Genomic DNA, 20,299 nt, shown 5'->3' with positions numbered 1-20,299 from the left:
TTCATTTCATTTTCTTTTTTCCCTCACCCGGACCCTCTCCCCACAGGGGAGAGGGAGAAAAGACGGCTCTGTACCGTTCCCTCTTCCCTTTGGGAAGAGGGTTATGGTCAGGGGCATATCGTCCACGATGTTGTGAGATTGATAACAAAATTTATCTCATTCATCTCAAAAGTGTTAACCCGTACTCAAAAACATAATTTTCACTATCTATAAAAATGAAATAAATGTTTTATTTATAGGGTCGTTAGTTCACAGCATTCACCAACACCGGGAGCCGTTATGTTTAACATTGCTTTACTGGGCGCTGGCCGAATTGGCCAGGTACATGCAGCTAACATCGCCAGCCACAACGCGACCACGCTCTGGTCCGTGGTCGACCCGAATCAGGAATTTGCCACTCGTCTCGCGACACACTATCAGGCGCGCCAACAGAGCCTGGATGAAGCGATGAACGACCCTAATGTTCATGCCGTGCTGATTGCCTCCGCCACGGATACCCACGCGGATCTGATTGAAATGGCTGCCCGTCATGGCAAAGCCATCTTCTGTGAAAAGCCCGTACACCTGGATCTTGCCCGCGTGCGCGACTGTCTGAAAGTGGTCAAAGAGTATGACGTACCGCTGTTCATCGGCTTTAACCGTCGTTTTGACCCGCAGTTTCGTCGTGTGAAAACCGACGTGCTGGCCGGGCGTATCGGTAAGCCGGAATCGCTGCTGATCATCTCGCGCGATCCGTCTCCTCCGCCTGCAGAATATGTGCGCGTTTCCGGCGGCATGTTCCGTGATATGACCATCCATGATTTTGATATGGCGCGCTTCATCATGGGTGAAGAGCCAGTGTCGGTGTTTGCCCAGGGCAGCAATCTGGTTGACCCGGCGATTGGTGAGGCGGGCGATATCGACACCGCGTTTATTGTCCTGAAATATGCCTCCGGCGCGATGGCAACCATCGTTAACAGCCGTCGCTCTGCCTACGGCTACGACCAGCGTCTTGAGTTGCACGGCTCTGAAGGGCTGCTGTGCGCGGGCAATATCCTTGAAAACCAGGTGCAGCATTACGGCAAACAGGGCTGCACCAGTGCGCTGCCGGAACACTTCTTCCTGCAACGCTACAAATCCGCCTATGCCGCGGAATGGGAACACTTCGTTGCGGTACTGCGCGGCGAAACGGTTCCTGATTGCAGCGGCGATGATGGTGAACGTGCGCTGTACCTTGCGGATAAAGCGCTGGAATCACTGCGTAGCCAGCGTGAGATCGTCCTCTAAACCACAACAACCCTACACAGAGAGACATAATAATGAAAAAACTGATCTTAGCCGCCCTCATCGCCATGACATCCGGGGCAGCAATGGCCGAAAGCGAGCAAATCGTATTCAGTACGCCAAACCTGGCTATGCCGTTTGAAGTCCACATGCAGCGCACGGCAGTGAAAGCGGCGAAAGAAATGGGGGTGAACCTGCAGGTGCTGGATGGTCAGGGAAGTTCGCCGAAGCAGGTGGCTGACCTGGAAAATGCCATCACCCGTGGGGCGCAGGGATTCATCGTCTCCCCGAATGACGTGAACGCCGTTTCCAGCGCGGTAGATGAAATTCAGGATGCGAAACTGCCTATCGTCACGCTCGACCGCTCCGTCGACAGCCAGAAGAAAGTGCCGCACTTTGGCGCTAACAACTATAAAGGGGGGCAGGCGATTGGCGACTTCGTCAAAACCAAATTCCCCAACGGGGCAGACATCATTCTGCTGACCGGTCAGCCAGGTTCCTCCTCTAACATCGAGCGCACCAAAGGCATTCGCGACAGCCTGAAAGCGGGGGGCGATAAGTACAAGATCGTCGCCGATCAGACCGGTAACTGAATGCGCTCTGAAGGCATGCGCATTGTGGAAAGCGTACTGCCGTCGCTGCCAAAACGCCCTCAGGTGATCCTCTCTGCGAACGACGATATGGCGCTGGGCGCGATTGAAGCCCTGCAAGGGCAGGGCGTGAAGCCGGGTGAAATTCTTGTCACCGGCTTTGATGCGGTGCCTGAAGCGCTGGCCCGCGTGCGCGACGGTTGGCTGGCGGTGACAGCCGATCAGCGTCCGGGTTTCGCGGTACAAACGGCGATGAGCCAGCTGGTAGCGAACGTGCGTGAGAAGAAAGCGATCACCGGTGCTGACTACCCACCAACGCTTATCACCAAAGAGAACCTGCAGCAGGCTGAGCGTATCGGTGAGGCCGGTAACTAACATATTCGGAGCCGCCCCAGCGGCGGCTCCTTATGAGGAGGAGCAGACTGATGTCGCAACCCTTACTGAAAGTGACCGACCTGGCAAAAAGCTTTTCCGGCGTCTGGGCGCTGAGCAGCGCTCAGTTGACCGTCGGCAGCGGAGAAATTCACGCTCTGCTGGGTGAAAACGGAGCGGGAAAGTCCACGCTGTTGAAAGCACTTGCGGGCGCGCAGCCGCAAACGCGCGGGGATATCTGGTTCAACGGCGAAACGCTGCCAGTGGATGATTCTCCGGTGGCGCGGCAGAACAAGGGCATTATCACTATCTATCAGGAATTTAACCTGCTGCCCAATATGACCGTCGCGGAAAATATGTTCCTGGGCCGCGAGCCGCGCAAGCGTAACCTGATTGTCGACGAGAAGGCGGTAAATCAGGAAGCGCAGGTCATTCTCGATTACCTGCAGCTGAACGTCGCGCCGACTACGCCTGTTGCTCGTCTGAGCGTGGCCCAGCAGCAGATGGTGGAAATCGCCCGGGCGCTGACGCTGAACGCCAGACTGATCATTATGGACGAGCCTTCCGCAGCCCTGAGTGACAGCGAGGTGGAGAGCCTGCACCGCGTGGTGCGGGAGCTTAAAAGCCGTGGCGTGAGCATTATTTATGTCACTCACCGTCTGCACGAAGTCTTTCAGCTTTGCGATCGGTTTACCGTTTTCCAGGATGGCCGCTTCACTGGCTCCGGGGCGGTCGCGGATACCACCGTAGAGCAGTTGATCCGCCTGATGGTGGGACGCGACGTGGCCTTTAACCGTCGCCCTTCCAGCGAAACGCATCATGAAGACAAACCCATTCGTCTGGCGGTGAAGGGGCTGAGCCGTGAAAAGCCGCCGCTGGATCCGCATGGCATTGCGCTGCATGACATCAGCTTCCACGTTCATGCTGGCGAAGTACTGGGGATTGCCGGGCTGGTGGGGGCCGGGCGAACCGAAGTGGCGCGCTGCCTGTTTGGTGCCGACGCCTTTACCTCCGGTGTGTTTGAACTGGACGGCGTACCGTATCAGCCGCGCGACCCGCTTTACGCACTGGATCAGGGCGTGGCGCTGGTGCCGGAAGATCGTAAAAAAGAGGGCGCGGTGCTGGGCCTGTCAATTCGCGACAACCTGTCACTCTCCTGCCTCTCTTCATTGCTGCACTGGCGCTGGTTCGTCAACACCCGCAAAGAGGACGACCTGATTGAGTCTTACCGTCAGGCGTTGCAAATCAAGATGGTCAACAGCGAGCAGGAGGTACGTAAGCTCTCCGGCGGGAATCAACAAAAAGTGATCCTCGCACGCTGCATGGCGCTGAACCCGCGCGTGCTGATCGTTGATGAGCCGACGCGAGGCATTGACGTTGGCACCAAATCGGAAGTGCATCAGGTGCTGTTTGATATGGCAAAAAAAGGCGTGGCGGTGATCGTGATCTCCTCCGATCTGCCTGAGGTGATGGCGGTTTCTGACCGGATCATCACCCTGAGTGAAGGCCGGGTTACCGGCGAGATCCACGGCGACGACGCCAGTGAAGAGCGGCTTATGACGATGATGGCCATCAACCACAACGCCCTGAACGCGGCATAACGGAGTTTCTCATGACGCAAATGATTTCTAAAACGCAGGTTCCGGTTAAACGCGCCGGGCGCATCGATCCCATCGCCTTTTTTGAGCGCTTCGGGGTGTTGATTTTCATGATCCTGCTGCTGATTTTCTTTCAGTTGCAGAACAGCAATTTTCTCTCTGAACGCAATATTTTCAATATCCTGACCGAGGTGTCTATCTACGGGATCATGGCCGTGGGGATGACCTTCGTCATTCTGACCGCCGGGATTGACCTGTCCGTGGGGTCCATTCTGGCGGTCTGCGCCATGACTGCCGCGTATGTGATTAAGGGTGACAACTTCACCACCGTCGATCCCAACGCCTGGGGCGGCATGAGCTGGCTGATTGGGCTGGGCATTTGTCTGGCAATGGGGACTGCCATTGGCTTCCTGCACGGTCTTGGCGTGACGCGCCTGCGTCTGCCGCCGTTTATCGTCACCCTCGGCGGGATGACCATCTGGCGTGGTCTGACGCTGGTGATTAACGACGGTGCACCGATTGCCGGTTTCGACCCGGGCTACCGCTGGTGGGGGCGTGGCGAGCTGCTCGGCATTTCGATTCCAATCTGGATCTTTGCTCTGGTCGCCATTGGCGGTTATCTGGCGCTGCATAAAACCCGCTGGGGGCGCTTTGTGTACGCCATCGGTGGCAACCCGGAGGCGGCACGCCTGGCCGGGGTCAACGTGAAGCGGGTGTTGGTGAGCGTCTACGTGCTGATTGGCTGTCTGGCGGGGCTGGCGGGCTTTATCCTCAGCGCGCGTCTGGGGAGTGCGGAAGCGGTGGCCGGGATCTCATTTGAGCTGCGCGTCATTGCCTCGGTGGTGATCGGCGGGACTTCGCTGATGGGCGGCTACGGACGTATCGGCGGCACCATCATCGGCTCGATCATTATGGGCATTCTGATTAACGGCCTGGTACTGATGAACGTCTCGGCCTACTACCAGCAAATTATAACCGGGTTAATTATCGTTCTGGCTGTGGCATTTGATACCTATGCCAAGAGCCGTCGCGGCGCATTGTGAGGGATAAATAATGAAAGAAGTACGCATTGGACTCATCGGTACCGGGTATATCGGCAAGGCACATGCCATTGCCTATGCCCAGGCACCGACGGTGTTTAACCTGCGCGGCAAACTGGTACGCGAAATGGTGGCGGAAGTGACCCCGGAACTGGCGGCCGAACGGGCGCAGGCGTTTGGCTTTAACCGCTCTACCGGTGACTGGCGCGCGCTGGTGGCGGATCCGGCCATCGACGTGGTGGACATTTGCTCGCCCAACCATCTGCATAAGGAGATGGCGCTGGAAGCGATTCGCCACGGCAAACACGTTTATTCGGAAAAGCCGCTGGCGCTGAATGCTCACGATGCGCGTGAAATGGTCGAGGCCGCCGAACGGGCAGGGGTGAAAACGCTGGTGGGTTTCAACTACATGAAAAACCCGACGACACAGCTGGCGAAAGAGATTATTGCGCGCGGAGAAATTGGCGAGGTGATCCACTTCTACGGCACGCACAACGAAGACTACATGGCCGACCCGCTTTCCCCCATTCACTGGCACTGCTTTAAAGAGACGGCAGGGCTGGGGGCGCTGGGCGATCTGGCGGCGCATATTGTCAACATGGCGCACTATCTGGTCGGTGATATTGAGCAGGTCTGTGGTGACCTGAAGATTGTGGTGCCGGAGCGCCCGGCGAAGGTCGGTTCGGCGGAAATGATCGCGGTGGAAAACGAGGATCAGGCTCATGCGATGGTGCGTTTCGCGGGCGGGGCGCAGGGGGTCATTGAAACCTCCCGTGTCGCCTGTGGCCGCAAGATGGGGCTGTCGTATGTGATCACCGGTACCAAAGGAGCCATCAGTTTTACCCAGGAGCGGATGGCGGAACTGAAACTTTACCTGCATGACGATCCGGTCAACCGCCAGGGGTTCCGCACGCTGCTCGTTGGCCCGTCGCACCCGGACTATGGCGCATTTTGTATGGGGGCAGGGCATGGTATCGGTTTTAACGATCAGAAAACCGTGGAAGTGCGTGACCTGGTGGACGGCATTGCCACCGGTACGCCGATGTGGCCGGACTTCGAAGAGGGCTGGAAGGTGTCACGCGTACTTGACGCCATTGCACTCTCACACCAGCAAGGCCGCTGGCTGAACGTGAACGACATTGTCTGAAGAGGTATCAACGTGGAAAAGCAGTTTGATGTGATATGCATGGGCCGCGTGGCGGTTGACCTCTACAGCCAGCAGATTGGCGCGCGGCTGGAGGATGTGTCGAGCTTTGCGAAATATCTCGGTGGTTCGTCCGGCAACGTGGCGTACGGCACGGCGCGCCAGGGCTTACGCTCGTCGATGCTGGCGCGCGTCGGCGATGAACATATGGGGCGCTTCCTGCGCGAAGAGTTAAACCAGGTGGGCTGCGATACCAGCCATCTGATTACCGATAAAGAACGCCTGACGGCGCTGGTGCTACTCGGCATTAAAGACCGGGACACCTTTCCACTGATTTTTTACCGCGATAACTGCGCGGATATGGCGATTACCGCCAGCGATGTAGATGAACAGTACATCGCTTCCGCACGTTGTCTTGCCATCACCGGGACGCATCTTTCTCATCCGCAAACGCGCGAGGCGGTACTGACGGCGCTGAACTACGCCCGTCGGCACGGCCTGCGCACGGTACTGGATATCGACTATCGCCCGGTACTGTGGGGGCTGACCTCATTAGGTGATGGTGAAACGCGCTTTATTGCTGCCGATAAGGTGACCCGCGAGCTGCAGGAGGTGCTGCATCTGTTTGACGTGATTGTCGGCACCGAAGAGGAGTTCCATATCGCGGGCGGCAGCACCGATACGTTGCAGGCGCTGGCACAGGTTCGCGCGGTAAGTAAGGCTACGCTGGTCTGCAAACGCGGCGCGCTGGGCTGCTCGGTTTATACCGATGCCATTCCGCCACGTCTGGATGATGGCCTGACGGTGACCGGCGTGCGCGTTGAAGTGCTGAATGTGCTCGGCGCGGGGGATGCATTTATGTCTGGCCTGCTGCGTGGTTATCTTAATGATGAGGGCTGGGAGCAGGCGTGCCGCTATGCTAACGCCTGTGGGGCGCTGGTGGTGTCGCGCCACGGTTGTGCCCCCGCAATGCCGGGAAAAATTGAGCTGGATGATTACCTTTCCCGTGCAGCGCAGGTACCGCGTCCCGACCTCGACCCGCATCTCAACCATCTGCACCGCGTCACGACCCGTCGGCGTCAATGGCCGGAGCTGTGCGTCATGGCCTTCGATCACCGTAGCCAGCTTGAAGAAATGGCGATGCAGTGCGGTGCGTCTCTGAAGCGTATTCCGGCGCTGAAGCAGCTGATCCTGCAGGCCAGCCGCGAGGCGGCAAACTGCGCCGGGCTGGAAGGTAAAGCCGGGTTGTTGTGTGACGGTACCTTTGGTCAGGACGCGCTGAATTCGATTACCGGTGAAGGCTGGTGGATTGGCCGTCCGATTGAGCTGCCAGGTTCCCGTCCGCTGGAGATGGAGCACGGCAATATCGGTACCCAGCTCATCAGCTGGCCGCAGGAACATGTGGTGAAATGCCTGGTCTTTTTCCATCCGGAAGATGCGCATGGCCTGCGTCTGGAGCAGGAGCAGAAAATCGCCGAGGTGTACCACGCCTGCTGCCAGTCCGGGCATGAGCTGCTGCTGGAGGTGATCCTGCCTGCCAGCATGCCGCGCAGTGACGAGCTGTATCTGCGTGCCATTTCCCGCTTCTACAACCTGGGGATTTACCCCGACTGGTGGAAACTGCCGCCGCTCTCTTCCGCTGGCTGGACGGCGCTGGGCGAGATCATTGAACGCCGTGACCCGCACTGTCGTGGTGTGGTGATCCTCGGGCTTGATGCGCCGGCAGAGCAACTGCGTGCCGATTTCAAAGCCGCCGCCGGTCAGGCGCTGGTGAAAGGGTTTGCCGTGGGGCGCACGCTGTTTGGCGATGCCTCCCGCGCGTGGCTGAAACACGATATTGATGATGCGCAGCTGGTCGCGCGCATCCGGGACAACTACCTGCAGCTTATCGCCTGGTGGCGTGAGCGCGGACAAGCATAATTCAGGAGACAAAGATGACTGTGCAATTAGGCATTAACCCGCTGACATGGACCAACGACGATTTGCCTTCTCTTGGCGCGGAGACGCCACTGGATACCTGTCTGAGCGAAGGAAAAGAGGCCGGGTTTGCCGGTTTCGAACTGGGCAACAAATTCCCGCGTGAAGCGCGACTGCTTGGCCCCATTCTGCAGCGTCATGATTTACAACTGGTCTCCGGCTGGTATTCCGGTCGTTTACTGGAGCGCAGCGTGGAGGAGGAGATTGCCGCCGTGCAATCGCACCTCACGTTACTGCGTGAACTGGGCGCGAAGGTGCTGGTTTTCGCTGAAGTGAGCGGCTGCATTCATGGCGAGCAGCAGACCCCGGTTCACCTGCGTCCTCGCTTCCCGCAGGAACGCTGGAAAGAGTACGGAGAAAAGCTCACCGCGTTTGCCCGCTATACGCAACAGCAGGGCGTTCAGATTGCCTATCATCACCATATGGGGACGGTGATTGAGTCCGCTGAAGACGTGGATAACCTGATGATTCACACTGGTGAAGAGGTTGGGCTACTGCTGGATACCGGTCATCTGACCTTTGCCGGCGTCGATCCGCTGGTGGTCGCGCAGCGCTGGGCATCCCGCATTAATCATGTTCACTGCAAAGATGTCCGTGCCGACGTGCTGGCCGACGTCAAAAATCGCAAAACCAGCTTCCTGGATGCGGTGCTGAGCGGCGTTTTCACCGTGCCGGGCGACGGCAGCGTGAACTACCCGCCGATTATGGCATTGCTGAAAGCGAACCAGTATCAGGGCTGGCTGGTGGTGGAAGCAGAGCAGGATCCGGCTATCGCACACCCGCTCACGTATGCCCGTCTGGGATATAACAATCTGAGCCGCCTGGCGCGTGACGCCGGGCTTATCTGAGGAGGTGACATGTCACGTCTGTTATCACGCTGGCAGCAGCCCAACGCGGAAGGTTGTACGCAGTCAGTCACGCCGGAACGTGCAGGCTGGGGGCACGTTGGCTTTGACGTTTATGAGCTGGAGGAGGGGCAGGCGCTGACGCTGCCCGCTGTCGGTGAAGAGCGCTGTCTGGTGCTGGTGGCCGGACGCGCTGCCATCAGCACTCCCACGGCGCAGTTTAGCGATATCGGTGAGCGGATGAGCCCGTTCGAGCGGATCAAACCCTGGGCGGTTTACGTTACGCCGAACGAAGCGGTGCAGGTGAAGGCGTTGACAAAGCTGGAGCTGGCGGTCTGTTCTGCACCGGGTAAAGGGACGTACCCGACGCGACTGATCGCGCCACAGGATATTGGCGGTGAAGCGCGCGGAAAAGGCCATAACCAGCGCTATGTGCATAATATTCTGCCGGAAGATAAGCCTGCCGACAGTTTGCTGGTGGTGGAGGTCTGGACCAACGAAGGCTGTACCAGTTCGTATCCGAGCCACAAGCACGACACGGATAATCCGCCAAACGAAACTTATCTGGAGGAGACGTACTATCATCGTCTCAACCCGGAGCAGGGTTTCTGCATGCAGCGCGTCTACACCGACGACAGAACGCTGGATGAGTGCATGGCGGTCTATAACCGTGACGTGGTCATGGTGCCGAAGGGCTATCACCCGGTGGCGACGATGGCCGGGTATGACAGCTATTATCTCAATGTGATGGCAGGCCCGGTGCGCAAATGGATGTTCACGTGGGAGGATGACCACGCGTGGATTAACAAGGATTATCCCGCGCACAACCGGTCCTGATACGTGTTAAACCCGCAAGATGGAGTGACCTGCTGTATGGGGTCTTTTCATCAATGCGGGTTTTTTTATGCCTGATCTACGGATTTTTGCGTTATCCACCAGAACAGTAGCGCGAGCAGGCTGACCGTTCCGCCGAGCAGGCACACACCCTGCCAGCCAACGGCGGCATAGGTTATTGTCGTGCCTATCGCCCCAAACCCGCTGCCGGTGGCATAGAAAAGCATATAAAGGCCAACCAGCCGGCTATGTGCCTCGGGGCGGGTGCGGAAGATCAGGCTTTGGTTGGTTACGTGCAGCGCTTGTCCTCCCAAATCGAGCAACACGATGCCGATGAGCAGGATGCCGAGCGAGCGGTCCATCAGCGACAATGGCCACCATGCTAACAGTAAGATGACCAGCGCTGCCGCGCTGGTGTTCCGGGCATATCCCCGATCGGCCCATTGCCCTGCACGGGTAGCGGCAAGTGCTCCCACCACGCCAGCCAGACCAAACGCCCCAATCGCGGTATGTGAGAAGTTATAGGGTGGCGAACTCAGTGGAAGCACCAGTGCGCTCCAGAAAATATTGAACGCAGCAAACATCAGCAAGGCCAGTATGCCGCGTACTTGCAGCACTTTTTCTTTCCGTAGCAGGGTCAGCATTGAGCCAATAAGTTGCGGATAGCTCATTACAGTGGGAACGTCTGGCAGACGGGGGAGTTTCCACCACAGTGGAAATGCGATGATGACCATAAGCACGGCGGCACAGAGATATACTCCGCGCCAGCCTGCTATGTCACTTATGCCGCCGGAGAACACTCTGGCGAGTAACAGGCCAATAAACACGCCACCTTGTGCCGCACCAATGACGCGCCCTTGTTCATGGGGCGACGCGGCGCTGGCGGCATAAGCAATTAACCCCTGCGTCATTGCGGTACCCAACATGCCGGTGGCGAGCATGCCTGCCAAAAGGGTTGAGGAAGTCTGCGCTATGCCGACGGATATCAGCGCGGCCACAAGAGCCAACAGTTGTATTGCCATCAGGCGTTTGCGATCCACGTTGTCCCCCAATGGAACAACGAACAGCAAAGCCAGCGCGCAGCCGAGTTGCGTGGCGGTAACAACGCCGCCAATAGCCGCGTGACTGATACCGAAGTCCCCGGCCAGCGCATCAAGCAAAGGCTGTGCGTAATAGACGTTAGCGACGCTTAATCCGCTGGCGATGGAAAACAGCCATATCAGGCTGCGGGGCATGTCAGTGGTGTTCTGTCTGTCTGACGGTAGTGGCGATGTTAGCGATGTTTTCACGATCCCGACCTCATGCAACCTGGTTTCAAAATGAAACTGGTTGAATGCTAGGGTATGTGGTTTTAAAATGCAACTGGTTATCGCGATCTGACGCTAGCGAGGAAATCTATGTCGACCCGTAAACCGACAACAAATGAATTTTGTCCCGTGCTTCGCTGTGTCGATCTTATCGGAGATCGCTGGTCGCTGCTTATCGTGCGTGATGCCTTTGATGGAATGCGTCGGTTCGGCGATTTTCAGCGCAGCCTGGGCGTCGCGCGAAACATTCTGTCCGATCGACTGAAAAAGCTGGTTGATGCGGACATTCTGGCCATGCAGGGCGCTTCAGATGGTACGGCGTATCAGGAGTATGTCCTGACGACGAAGGGGGAAAGCCTGTTCCCCATCGTCGTGGCGCTGCGGCAATGGGGGGAACAACATTTGTTCGAACCAGGAGAACGCCATTCATTGTTGGTTGATAACCGTACCGGAAAGCCGGTTCCATTTATGGCCCTGACAGCGCAGGACGGCACGGTACTGACAGCGGTCGGTACCCGGGTGAAAAAGGTAGAGTGAAGCCCGGTTTCTCCTTTGTCATTCAGGTCCGCTGAATGCGGGCGTATGTTATCGTCTTTATGTTTGCTCCTGATGGTTTTTTGTATCGGGTTATCCGCGAGGCTGCCGGGATACGGTGGGATACATTTTGCTGACAGATTCTGGGCGGATGTGCCTGTTACGATGCACAATAACGACCGCCAGCGCAGCGATGACCAGCGTCAGGCTCAGGGAAAACCATTGCGCTCCGGCAATCCCGAGCATGTTATTCAGCCACGCATAGGCAAACGGAGATGCCGCCGCCATCAGCTGTCCCGGGATAAGCAATACCCCGGTGCGTCTGGCATAGCTTTCAGCGCTGAACAACTCCAGCGGCAGCGTGGCTTTGACTATTGTCACCAACCCGTTTATCGCACCATACCCCAGCACAAATCCGGCGGCGAGCCACACAAATTTCGACCCGCCCAGCCCGACCAGAAAACAGAGCGGCATGGCAAGCGAGGTCAGTAGCGTCAGCCTGAGCGGTGTCAGGCGCGTACCTGCCATCACTTCCATCAGCCTTGCGCCAGTTTGACCAAATCCCCATAGCATCCCGATGTCAACCGGAAGGCCAAAGCTGGCGATAAATTCCGGCAGATGTGTAGACGTACCGTTAGAGACAAAGGTGATGAGAGCGATAAATGCCGCATAGAGCCATCCGTTATGCGGGTCATCTTTCGATACAGACGCTTCTGTTTTTACAATGACGGGAGGCTTGTGGTGAGGCAGTTGGCAGATAAGCACAGCACTCAGCAGGCCAAAAAGGGCGTAAATCAGAAGCGCATCCTGCCAGTGCATCACCTTGAGTAACGCATCGCCCAATGGCCAAAATACGGCAGATGCCAGGCCACCTGCCAGCGTTACACGGGAAATCGTACGTCGGGCCTGTTGGCCGTAGAGATTTACCAGAGAGGCGAAAAGCGCGTCATACAGCGAAAGACGCATGCCAATGCCGGTGATGAGCCAGATGCCGTACCAGCCCGTTAACGTAGAGGTATACGTCATTACTACACAGCTTGCGGCAATCAGTAAGGTTCCGCCCATCACGACACGTTGCCCGCCAAAGCGAGCCAGCAAGCGGGCGACAAAAGGGGAGACGGCGGCCATCATCAGCATGGCGAGAGTCAGGCCGAGATAGATGTCGGGTGATGACCATCCCCGGTCGTGGGCAATTGCCTGTGCAAAGGTACCCGGCATGTAAAAAGAGATACCCCAGTTGATGAGCTGATTGCAACCGGCAGTCAGAGAGAGGCTCCGGGGAAGTGCAGGTGTTTCCATTATTTTTCATTCCGTTAATGCAGTTGTCCTCAGCATAACGGGCGCGGTATTGTGCTGGCAGGCTCGTGACCTTATGACCTGTATAAGAGAAACTTTGAATGACGACGCTAAATCTGGGCAATCTGGCGACTTTTCGCCTGGTGGTACAGCGGGGCAGCTTTTCAGCCGCAGCGGATGTGCTTGGCCTTTCTCAGCCTGCGGTTAGCCTGCAAATCCGCCAGCTTGAGCAATTTCTTCAGACGCGATTGATTGAACGTACAGGGCGCGGCATTAAAGCCACCGCTGCCGGGCTGGCACTGTTAAGCCACGGGGAGCGTATCGAACAGGTAGTGGATGAGGCTATTCGTTCCGTCAGCGAGTTTAACCGCGAGGTCAGCGGCACAATCACGCTCGGGACGGGGGCAACAGCCTGTATCCATCTTTTGCCCCCGCTGTTGCAACAGCTACGAAACGATTACCCGTTATTAAAGGTGGGCGTCACGACCGGGAACACGCTCGATATTGTTCGGGCGATTGAAGAGAATCGTCTGGACATGGGGCTGGTCACGCTGCCTGTCAGCGGGCGCACGCTGGATGTCATGCCGGTGATGAATGAAGAGTTCGTCTTTATTGTTTCGCAGGAGCAGCCCGCCCCGTGGGATCTGCTGACGCCAGAGGTCTTGCACGCTCAGCCCTTGATTGCGTTCGAATCGGGAAGTGGCACGCGCGCGCTAATTGACGGCTGGTTTGAGGCCTGCGGGATCGCGATAGCGCCCGTGATGCAGCTTGGAAGCATTGAGGCTATCAAACGTATGGTGCGTGCAGGGCTTGGCTACAGCATCGTGCCGCGAATGGCGGTGGAAAACCTGGCCGATCGTGAAGGGTTAAGTGTGCATTCACTGACACCGGTTTTGCAGCGCCAACTGGCTGTTGTAATGCGTCAGGACAAAATCCTGAGCAAAGGGATCTCTGCCATTATACGGATGCTGCAAAATACGCCGCTGGCTTAGCGATCGGCAGTGTCGACGGACAGACTGGTTTGCTGAGATTGCATTTTATCCTGGTGGTGATACCAGGCACCAATGGAGGAGTAAACAAAGCGGCCAAAGAAAAACAGGAAGCTGATGAGCAGTATGATGCGGGTCATCCGAGTGTTAAACCGATGTCGTTTGTGCATACGCGTGGCCTGACTCACTGTGTTTTCCCGGGCATACCCTTTTGGGCGATACGGTTATTAAGGCACAGTGGGAAGACGGGGTCAATTCTGTGATGTGTAAAAAACCGTCAGCATTTACATTTGTTAATGTTATTGAACGTAACTTATGCATTTATTACGTTGATAACAACAAAGAAAGTAACCAAAAAAATCGTAAATAAGGGGCGTTCAGATTAAATAGTTTGATTTAAGTCAACGGGTTCCCGGCCCCGATAACTAAAATCCATCCTCCACGATGCTCGCTCTGTACTCTTTCGGGCGGCATGTATGTCAGGTCGGATGCCTGTCTTCATTTTCCCTCTGGAGCGAAAGGGGTTTAACCGGGCATCTATGAAAATTATCCCCTTCCTGAGTCACAATAAAGATCGCTGGTGGGCGCTCCCTCTTATTTTACCTGTCGTTCTGTTGCCCGCGATTAGCGTGGCGAATACCTTTACGCAAATGGGCGACGGTATTGTGGCACTGTATTATTTGCCGCTCTCGTTCCTGCTTTCACTGATGATGTTCTTTGGTCTGGAAGCGCTCCCCGGGATCGTGTTGTCGCTGTTGTTCCGCTACTACACGTCGGTTGGGCTGTTTGAAACCGTCGCCAGCATATTTCATTTTATTGTCCCCTTAGTGCTCTGCTGGGGCGGCTACCGCGTGTTTGCTCCCGGACGCAATATGACCGCTTATGGCGATGTGCGCCTGATGGCTCAGCGTCTCTTCTGGCAGGTCTTTTGCCCGGCGACGCTGTTCCTGCTGTTGTTTCAGTTTGCGGCCTATCTTGGTATCTATGAGAGCCGTCAGAGCCTTGCGGGGCTGAACCCTCTCAATATTTGTACGCTCATTAACTATCAGGCGCTGTTAGTCAGTGGGCTTACCGGCGTGCCACTGAGCTACTTGCTTATCCGGCTGATCCGTCATCCACGGTATATCAGGGGACTTATTTCCCAGATCCGTTTGCAGATAGACAAAAAAGTCACGGTTATCGAATCTCTGCTTTGGGTTACGGTGATGGGCGGGCTGCTTTCGCTGCTCCTGATCCCGATGAATGAAAACAGCTCTATTTTCAGTACCAACTACACCCTGTCGTTGCTGATGCCAGTGATGCTCTGGGGCGCGATGCGCTGTGGTTATAAGCTGATGTCAATAATCTGGACGCCGGTTCTGCTGGTGTCGATTCACTATTTCTACCGTTACATTCCGCTGCAGCAGGGGTATGACATTCAGCTGGCGATCACCTCATCCAGCTATCTGGTGTTTTCGTTTGTGGTGATTTACATGTCGATGCTGGCAACACGGCAGCGCGCCATTAATATGCGTTCCCGCAGGCTGGCGCTTCTCGACCCGGTGGTACACATGCCGAACCTGCGGGCGCTTTCGCGCGATCTGGCTAAATCACCGTGGTCAGCGCTCTGCTTATTACGTATTCCTGAGCTGGAAGTTCTGGGGCGGAACTACGGCGTGATGTTGCGTATTCAGTATAAACAGCAGCTGGCGCAATGGATTAACGGTACGCTCCAGCCCAATGAACGGGTCTATCACCTGACCGGTTATGATCTTGCTGTGCGGCTCAATGTGGAATCGCATCAGCAGCGCATTGATGCCCTGGATGCGCATATCAAGGAATTCCGCTTTATCTGGGATGGGATACCACTGCAGCCTCAGGTGGGGGTGAGCTATTGCTATGTACGCTCGCCGGTAAACCATCTCCACCTGATGCTGGGTGAGCTGAGCGTGATTGCCGATCTGTCGCTCTCGACCAACCACCCGGAGAACCTGCAGCAGCGTGGTGTCACCCATTTACAGCGCACCCTGAAGGATAAAGTGGCGATGATGGGGCGTCTGCAAAGCGCGCTCGACCGAAATGCCTTTACCCTGATGGTTCAGCCTGTCCGGGGGCTGCGTGGCGATTGTTATCACGAAGTATTGCTGCGGATGCCGGATACGGACGGCACTTTGCTCTCTCCCGATCGGTTCCTGCCCGTAGCCCAGGAGTTTGGTTTGTCGTCGCGCGTTGACCTGTGGGTACTGGAGCGCACCTTACGCTTCCTGGCTGAACACCGTGACAGGCTGCCTGGTCAGCGTTTTGCCATTAATCTGGCACCGCCAACCGTGTGTCGGGCGCAGTTCCCGCTCGAGGTGAGCCGTCTGTTGGCAAAATATGGCGTGGAGGCCTGGCAACTGATATTCGAAGTGACCGAGTGCAGCTCGTTCGGGAGTGCGGAGCAGGCAATACAGACATTCAGGCAACTGCAAAAAATGGGCGTACGCATTGCGATCGATGATTTTGGTACCGGCTATGCGAGCTATGCCCGGCTGAAAAGCGTGGATGCCGATATTCTCAAGATAGACGGCAGCTTTATTCGCAATATCGTCAGCAACAGCCTGGATTATCAGATAGTCGCGTCCATTTGCCATCTGGCGCGCATGAAGAAAATGCTGGTGGTGGCAGAGTATGTGGAAACTGAAGAGATACATAGCGCGGTTCACGCGCTAGGTATCGATTATGTACAAGGATATTTGATAGGCAAACCGGTTGCCCTTGAGTCGCTGTCGCAAGCCGGGGCGTCGCAGGTGGACGCCTGAGCCATTACGCTGCGACGTCGGCGCTTTCTTCTTCGATTTTAAGCAGCCAGCCGGTGACCGCTTCCCAGTACTGTTGCTCTTTTTCCAGATCCAGCAATACCAGCGCATTCTGACTAAACCAGTCGTGCGGGAAGCTCAGCGTCCAGTGGTGATCATCCGTTTTGAGTTTCAGCGTCGGCGGCGTGGTGGTGGCCTGGCGCTGGTTATTGAGCAACACCCCCAGACGCAGCAGCTGAATCAGCGGCAGGAACTGCTTTTTCTTAAACAGCGTGAAGCGCGGCAAATCATCGAGCTTGATGACTTTACGATGGTAACGAACCAGCGTGGCCATCATGGTTTGCTGCTCCTGGTTGAAGCCAGGCAGGTCGCTGTTTTGCAGAATATAGGCCGAATGGCGATGCATTCCGCTGTGGTTAATATTCAGCCCCACTTCGTGTAGCATCGCCGCCCATTTCAGCAGGGCAGCAAGCTGCGGGTGCGCCAGCTTAGGATTCTGTTCCTGCCATTGATCGTATATCTGAATGGTCGTTTCCAGGACGCGCTTCGCCTGCTCGCGGTCGATGTTGTACTGATTTGCCAGGCTTTGCGCGGTGCGGCTGCGAATGTCCTGGTGGCGGAAGCGGCCTTCCATTTCATACAGCACACCTTCACGCAGCGCACCGTCGGAGAGACGCAGTTCCTTAATGGCCAGCGAATCAAACACACCGCACAGGATCGCAAGACCCGGTACAAATACCGCTTTACGTTCTTCGGACAGACCCGGCAGGCTTAAGGCGTCAAAACTTTTATGCTTAATCACCTCGTCGGCCAGCAGCGTCAGGCGTTCAGGAGTGATAAAACCGTCTTTTTCACCCATTGCCAGCAGCACTTCATGCGCCGCCTTGATGGTACCCGATGCGCCCAGCGCCACGTTCCAGCCCTGAATGCGGTACTGCCAGGCCAGGTTTTCCAGTTTCTGGATCGCCGCCATGCGCGCCCGCTGGAAATTCTCGCGAGTGATGGTTCCACCCGGGAAATACATCTGCGCGAAGCTGACGCAGCCCATACGGCGGCTCTCCACCAGACGAGGCTCAAAGTCTTCGCCAATCACCAGCTCCGTTGAGCCACCGCCGATATCAATAACCAGCTTGCGGCCTTTTTCTGGCTGCGTATGCTCCACGCCCATGAAAATCAGACGCGCTTCTTCATTGCCGGAGATTATCTCAATCGGGTAGGGGATAACTTTTTCCGCACGCTTGAGAAATTCAGGTGCGTTCAGCGCCTGGCGTAACGTATGCGTACCTACGATACAAACGCTGGACGGTGAGAATCCCTGCAGGCGTTCAGCAAACAGCGACAGGCAGTTCAGGCCGCGCTCCATTGCCTCTTCGCTGAGCATACTGCGCTCGTCAAGACCATCCGCCAGGTGTACCCTCTGCTTCAGACGGCCGATGATCTGCATCGCGCCATCCACCTCACGGGCGATGACCATGTGGAAACTGTTAGAACCAAGATCGACTGCGGCGAATTCCTGCGGTCGTGGGGTCTTATCATTTATCGGCATAGGTTAATCGGGTTGCTCGAGTGATTTGATATAGTCGTAAATCGCCAGTTGCGACCGCACTTTGCGGCGGTTGCCGCGCGGTACATAGCGGTTACTGAGTTCTTTGTCGATATGGCGTGCTTTCACCGTATCGCTAAACAAAATCTCGATAATGTCGAGGATCTGCTGCTTCAGACGTGGATCAAGCAGCGGAGCCGCAACTTCAATGCGGTAATCAATATTGCGCGTCATCCAGTCCGCAGAGGAAAGATAAACCTGTTTATCACCCGCATTATCGAAAATATAGATCCTGTCGTGTTCCAGATAGCGGTCAACGATGCTAATAACGCGAATATTTTCGCTGATACCTTCCAGCTCCGGGATCAACGAACACATACCACGGATCAACAAATTGACCGGTACACCTGAACTGGATGCCGCATACAGCCTGTCTACCAGCCCTTTATCCACCAGATTATTGAGCTTCAGCGTGATGCCGGACGACAATCCTTTCTGCGCGTTGGCGATCTCTTTGTCGATCATCTCGTACAGCAGGCGGCGTGAGTTCTGCGGTGACACCAGCAGATAGTCGAAGCTCACCGGACGGTACGGGTTCTCGATGAAGTTAAACACCCGACGCACTTCGTTGGTGATGCGCGCATCGGCGGTCAGCAGCGAGTAGTCAGTATAAATACGCGCGGTTTTTTCGTTAAAGTTACCGGTACCGATATGGGCATAACGCACCACATCGTCTCCCTCTTTACGGGATACGAGGAACAGCTTGGCGTGAATTTTCAGCCCTGGTGCGGAGAAGATAACGTGTACGCCCGCTTCCGTCAGACGGCGCGCCCAGTGAATGTTTGCCTCTTCGTCGAAACGCGCCTGCAGCTCAACCACCACGGTGACTTTCTTACCGTTGTGCGCCGCGTGGATCATCGCGTCGATGATGCGCGAATCTTTTGCCACACGGTAGATGTTGATTTTAATCGCCAGCACGCTGGGGTCGAAGGAGGCCTGACGCAGCAGTTCCAGCACGTGCTCAAAGGTGTGATACGGATAGTAAAGCAGGACATCGCGTTCGCGAATGGCGTCGAATCCGTTGCGGAATTTATCAAACCAGAGATGGCGCAGGCGCGGCAGCGGTTTGTTCACCAGATTGGTTTTGCCGACGTTCGGGAAGCCAATAAAGTCTTTAAAGTTGTGGTAACGGCCACCCGGCACAATGGAGTCATAGCGCGAAATGGTCAACTTCTCGCGCAGCATTTCCACCATCGCGTCTGGCATATCGCGCTGATAGACAAAGCGCACTGGCTCTGCCGTCAGGCGTTGCTTGAGGCTGGAGGACATCAGCTCCATCAGACTGGCTTCCATCTCGTGTACCAGGTCATATTCGGCGTCACGGGTCATCTTCATTGAGTAGGCATTTAACGCGTCATAATCGAAGAAGCCTTTAAAGATGTCGTCCAGACAGTAGCGCAGAATGTTGTCCAGCAGGATCATTGGCTTACGTCTGCGCGGGGTTTCCGGCGGCAGGTTCACAAAGCGTGGAACCTTATCGGACGGGATCTCCAGCAGTGCGTAGCGGATGGTGTCGCCGCGAATGATTTCCACCGCCAGATAGGTGTAATCATCTTTCAGGAACTGCACCAGGTCGGTTTCGCGGTTAATCAGAATCGGGGTAATGTGCTGGCGCAGATACTGTTTGAAGTAATGTCGCAGCCAGTTTTGTTGGTTAACAGAGAGCTGGCGTTCGTTAATCAGGAAGATTTGGTTGCGTGCCATTTCCAGCAGCAGTTCGTTATACAGGCCGTCAAATTCCTGATCGGCTTTCAACACGCGGGCCTGGATTTTTCCCAGCAGATGCCGCGAGTGAGAGTTTAAGCCCTGCTCTTCGCTGATGATGATTCGCCGTTTCAGCTCGGCAAAGCGAACCTTGTAGAACTCATCCAGGTTATTGGAATAAATGCCCAAAAAACGCATACGCTCAATCAGCGGGTTACTTTTGTCTGCCGCTTCCTGGAGTACACGCTCGTTGAATGCTAACCAGCTTAGCTCTTTCTCGATATATAACTTTTCCTGACCCATTACAGCTCACACTCCAGTTCAATCACAGGACGTGGTAAATCCGTCTCGTCCTTATTATGGCGAGCATTTCCACGATATGTCCAACAGTGCCAGAAAAGTATGACAGTTATTTTTTTTCTGGGG

15 protein-coding genes and 1 pseudogene are annotated in these 20,299 nt (G+C 55.9%); 11 read left to right on the top strand and 5 right to left on the bottom strand.

The features are described 5' to 3' along the window. The first annotated feature begins 279 nt into the window (after window positions 1-279). The 8 genes and pseudogenes from iolG (at window position 280) to iolB (ending at window position 9,666) form a co-directional block, all read left to right on the top strand. Window positions 280-1,266, top strand: coding sequence for an inositol 2-dehydrogenase (gene iolG, locus HV318_RS07620; protein ID WP_182272266.1), 987 nt, complete (start codon window positions 280-282; stop codon window positions 1,264-1,266). A gap of 32 nt (window positions 1,267-1,298) precedes the next feature. Further along, window positions 1,299-2,228, top strand: a pseudogene (locus HV318_RS07615) (substrate-binding domain-containing protein). A 50-nt stretch (window positions 2,229-2,278) separates the two neighbouring features. Continuing rightward, complete coding sequence (locus HV318_RS07610; RefSeq protein WP_182272265.1) at window positions 2,279-3,826, top strand: sugar ABC transporter ATP-binding protein; 1,548 nt, start codon at window positions 2,279-2,281, stop codon at window positions 3,824-3,826. 11 nt (window positions 3,827-3,837) lie between these two features. Then, window positions 3,838-4,866 carry an ABC transporter permease gene (locus tag HV318_RS07605; protein ID WP_182272264.1) on the top strand — a complete coding sequence of 343 codons (1,029 nt, stop codon included), beginning with the start codon at window positions 3,838-3,840 and terminating at the stop codon, window positions 4,864-4,866. A gap of 10 nt (window positions 4,867-4,876) precedes the next feature. After that, entirely contained in the window at window positions 4,877-6,010 is a 1,134-nt protein-coding gene (locus HV318_RS07600) for a Gfo/Idh/MocA family protein (RefSeq protein ID WP_182272263.1), read from the top strand. 12 nt (window positions 6,011-6,022) lie between these two features. Next, on the top strand, window positions 6,023-7,927 hold the full coding sequence (locus HV318_RS07595) for a bifunctional 5-dehydro-2-deoxygluconokinase/5-dehydro-2-deoxyphosphogluconate aldolase (RefSeq protein ID WP_182272262.1): 1,905 nt from the start codon (window positions 6,023-6,025) through the stop codon (window positions 7,925-7,927). Window positions 7,928-7,941: 14 nt separating this feature from the next. Beyond that, window positions 7,942-8,832, top strand: a complete 891-nt coding sequence (iolE, locus tag HV318_RS07590) for a myo-inosose-2 dehydratase (protein ID WP_182272261.1) — start codon at window positions 7,942-7,944, stop codon at window positions 8,830-8,832. A gap of 9 nt (window positions 8,833-8,841) precedes the next feature. Further along, window positions 8,842-9,666, top strand: a complete 825-nt coding sequence (gene iolB / locus HV318_RS07585; protein WP_182272260.1) for a 5-deoxy-glucuronate isomerase — start codon at window positions 8,842-8,844, stop codon at window positions 9,664-9,666. Between the two features lie 65 nt (window positions 9,667-9,731). Here the strand turns inward: iolB and HV318_RS07580 are convergent, their stop codons facing one another. After that, window positions 9,732-10,952: an MFS transporter gene (locus HV318_RS07580; protein WP_524537201.1), complete on the bottom strand. Its 1,221-nt coding sequence runs from the start codon at window positions 10,950-10,952 to the stop codon at window positions 9,732-9,734. A 108-nt stretch (window positions 10,953-11,060) separates the two neighbouring features. On the opposite strand from HV318_RS07580, the gene HV318_RS07575 reads away from it, so the two are divergent. After that, entirely contained in the window at window positions 11,061-11,507 is a 447-nt protein-coding gene (locus HV318_RS07575; protein ID WP_182272259.1) for a winged helix-turn-helix transcriptional regulator, read from the top strand. Between the two features lie 90 nt (window positions 11,508-11,597). Here the strand turns inward: HV318_RS07575 and HV318_RS07570 are convergent, their stop codons facing one another. Next, window positions 11,598-12,803: an MFS transporter gene (locus HV318_RS07570; RefSeq protein WP_182272258.1), complete on the bottom strand. Its 1,206-nt coding sequence runs from the start codon at window positions 12,801-12,803 to the stop codon at window positions 11,598-11,600. Between the two features lie 98 nt (window positions 12,804-12,901). On the opposite strand from HV318_RS07570, the gene HV318_RS07565 reads away from it, so the two are divergent. After that, entirely contained in the window at window positions 12,902-13,792 is an 891-nt protein-coding gene (locus HV318_RS07565) for a LysR family transcriptional regulator (RefSeq protein ID WP_182272257.1), read from the top strand. On the opposite strand, the gene HV318_RS07560 is transcribed toward HV318_RS07565, so the two are convergent. Further along, window positions 13,789-13,977 (bottom strand): YfgG family protein, encoded by a 189-nt coding sequence (locus HV318_RS07560; protein WP_182272256.1) that lies wholly within the window; start codon window positions 13,975-13,977, stop codon window positions 13,789-13,791. The genes HV318_RS07565 and HV318_RS07560 overlap by 4 nt on opposite strands. Before the next feature lie 351 nt (window positions 13,978-14,328). Here HV318_RS07560 and HV318_RS07555 point away from each other — a divergent pair, with 351 nt between their 5' ends. Next, window positions 14,329-16,569, top strand: a complete 2,241-nt coding sequence (locus tag HV318_RS07555) for an EAL domain-containing protein (protein WP_182272255.1) — start codon at window positions 14,329-14,331, stop codon at window positions 16,567-16,569. Window positions 16,570-16,573: 4 nt separating this feature from the next. Here HV318_RS07555 and ppx read toward each other — a convergent pair whose 3' ends face one another. Both ppx and ppk1 read right to left on the bottom strand, forming a co-directional pair. Continuing rightward, window positions 16,574-18,112, bottom strand: a complete 1,539-nt coding sequence (ppx, locus tag HV318_RS07550; RefSeq protein WP_182272254.1) for an exopolyphosphatase — start codon at window positions 18,110-18,112, stop codon at window positions 16,574-16,576. Between the two features lie 3 nt (window positions 18,113-18,115). Then, window positions 18,116-20,176 (bottom strand): polyphosphate kinase 1, encoded by a 2,061-nt coding sequence (gene ppk1, locus HV318_RS07545; protein WP_182272253.1) that lies wholly within the window; start codon window positions 20,174-20,176, stop codon window positions 18,116-18,118. Window positions 20,177-20,299: the final 123 nt, after the last annotated feature.

It is taken from the genome of Enterobacter sp. RHBSTW-00901 (assembly GCF_014103115.1).
Classification (GTDB): Bacteria; Pseudomonadota; Gammaproteobacteria; order Enterobacterales; family Enterobacteriaceae; genus Enterobacter; species Enterobacter cloacae_P.
The sequence above is the reverse complement of the archived record's forward strand: the minus strand, read 5'-3'. Positions and strand labels throughout refer to the sequence as shown.

Coding starts and splice junctions, on each gene's coding strand:
- HV318_RS07575 (WP_182272259.1), top strand. CDS start 11,061: ATGTCGACCCGTAAACCGACAACAAATGAATTTTGTCCCGTGCTTCGC.
- iolE (WP_182272261.1), top strand. CDS start 7,942: ATGACTGTGCAATTAGGCATTAACCCGCTGACATGGACCAACGACGAT.
- HV318_RS07600 (WP_182272263.1), top strand. CDS start 4,877: ATGAAAGAAGTACGCATTGGACTCATCGGTACCGGGTATATCGGCAAG.
- HV318_RS07610 (WP_182272265.1), top strand. CDS start 2,279: ATGTCGCAACCCTTACTGAAAGTGACCGACCTGGCAAAAAGCTTTTCC.
- HV318_RS07605 (WP_182272264.1), top strand. CDS start 3,838: ATGACGCAAATGATTTCTAAAACGCAGGTTCCGGTTAAACGCGCCGGG.
- HV318_RS07555 (WP_182272255.1), top strand. CDS start 14,329: ATGAAAATTATCCCCTTCCTGAGTCACAATAAAGATCGCTGGTGGGCG.
- HV318_RS07565 (WP_182272257.1), top strand. CDS start 12,902: ATGACGACGCTAAATCTGGGCAATCTGGCGACTTTTCGCCTGGTGGTA.
- ppx (WP_182272254.1), bottom strand. CDS start 18,112: ATGCCGATAAATGATAAGACCCCACGACCGCAGGAATTCGCCGCAGTC.
- iolB (WP_182272260.1), top strand. CDS start 8,842: ATGTCACGTCTGTTATCACGCTGGCAGCAGCCCAACGCGGAAGGTTGT.
- ppk1 (WP_182272253.1), bottom strand. CDS start 20,176: ATGGGTCAGGAAAAGTTATATATCGAGAAAGAGCTAAGCTGGTTAGCA.
- iolG (WP_182272266.1), top strand. CDS start 280: ATGTTTAACATTGCTTTACTGGGCGCTGGCCGAATTGGCCAGGTACAT.
- HV318_RS07570 (WP_182272258.1), bottom strand. CDS start 12,803: ATGGAAACACCTGCACTTCCCCGGAGCCTCTCTCTGACTGCCGGTTGC.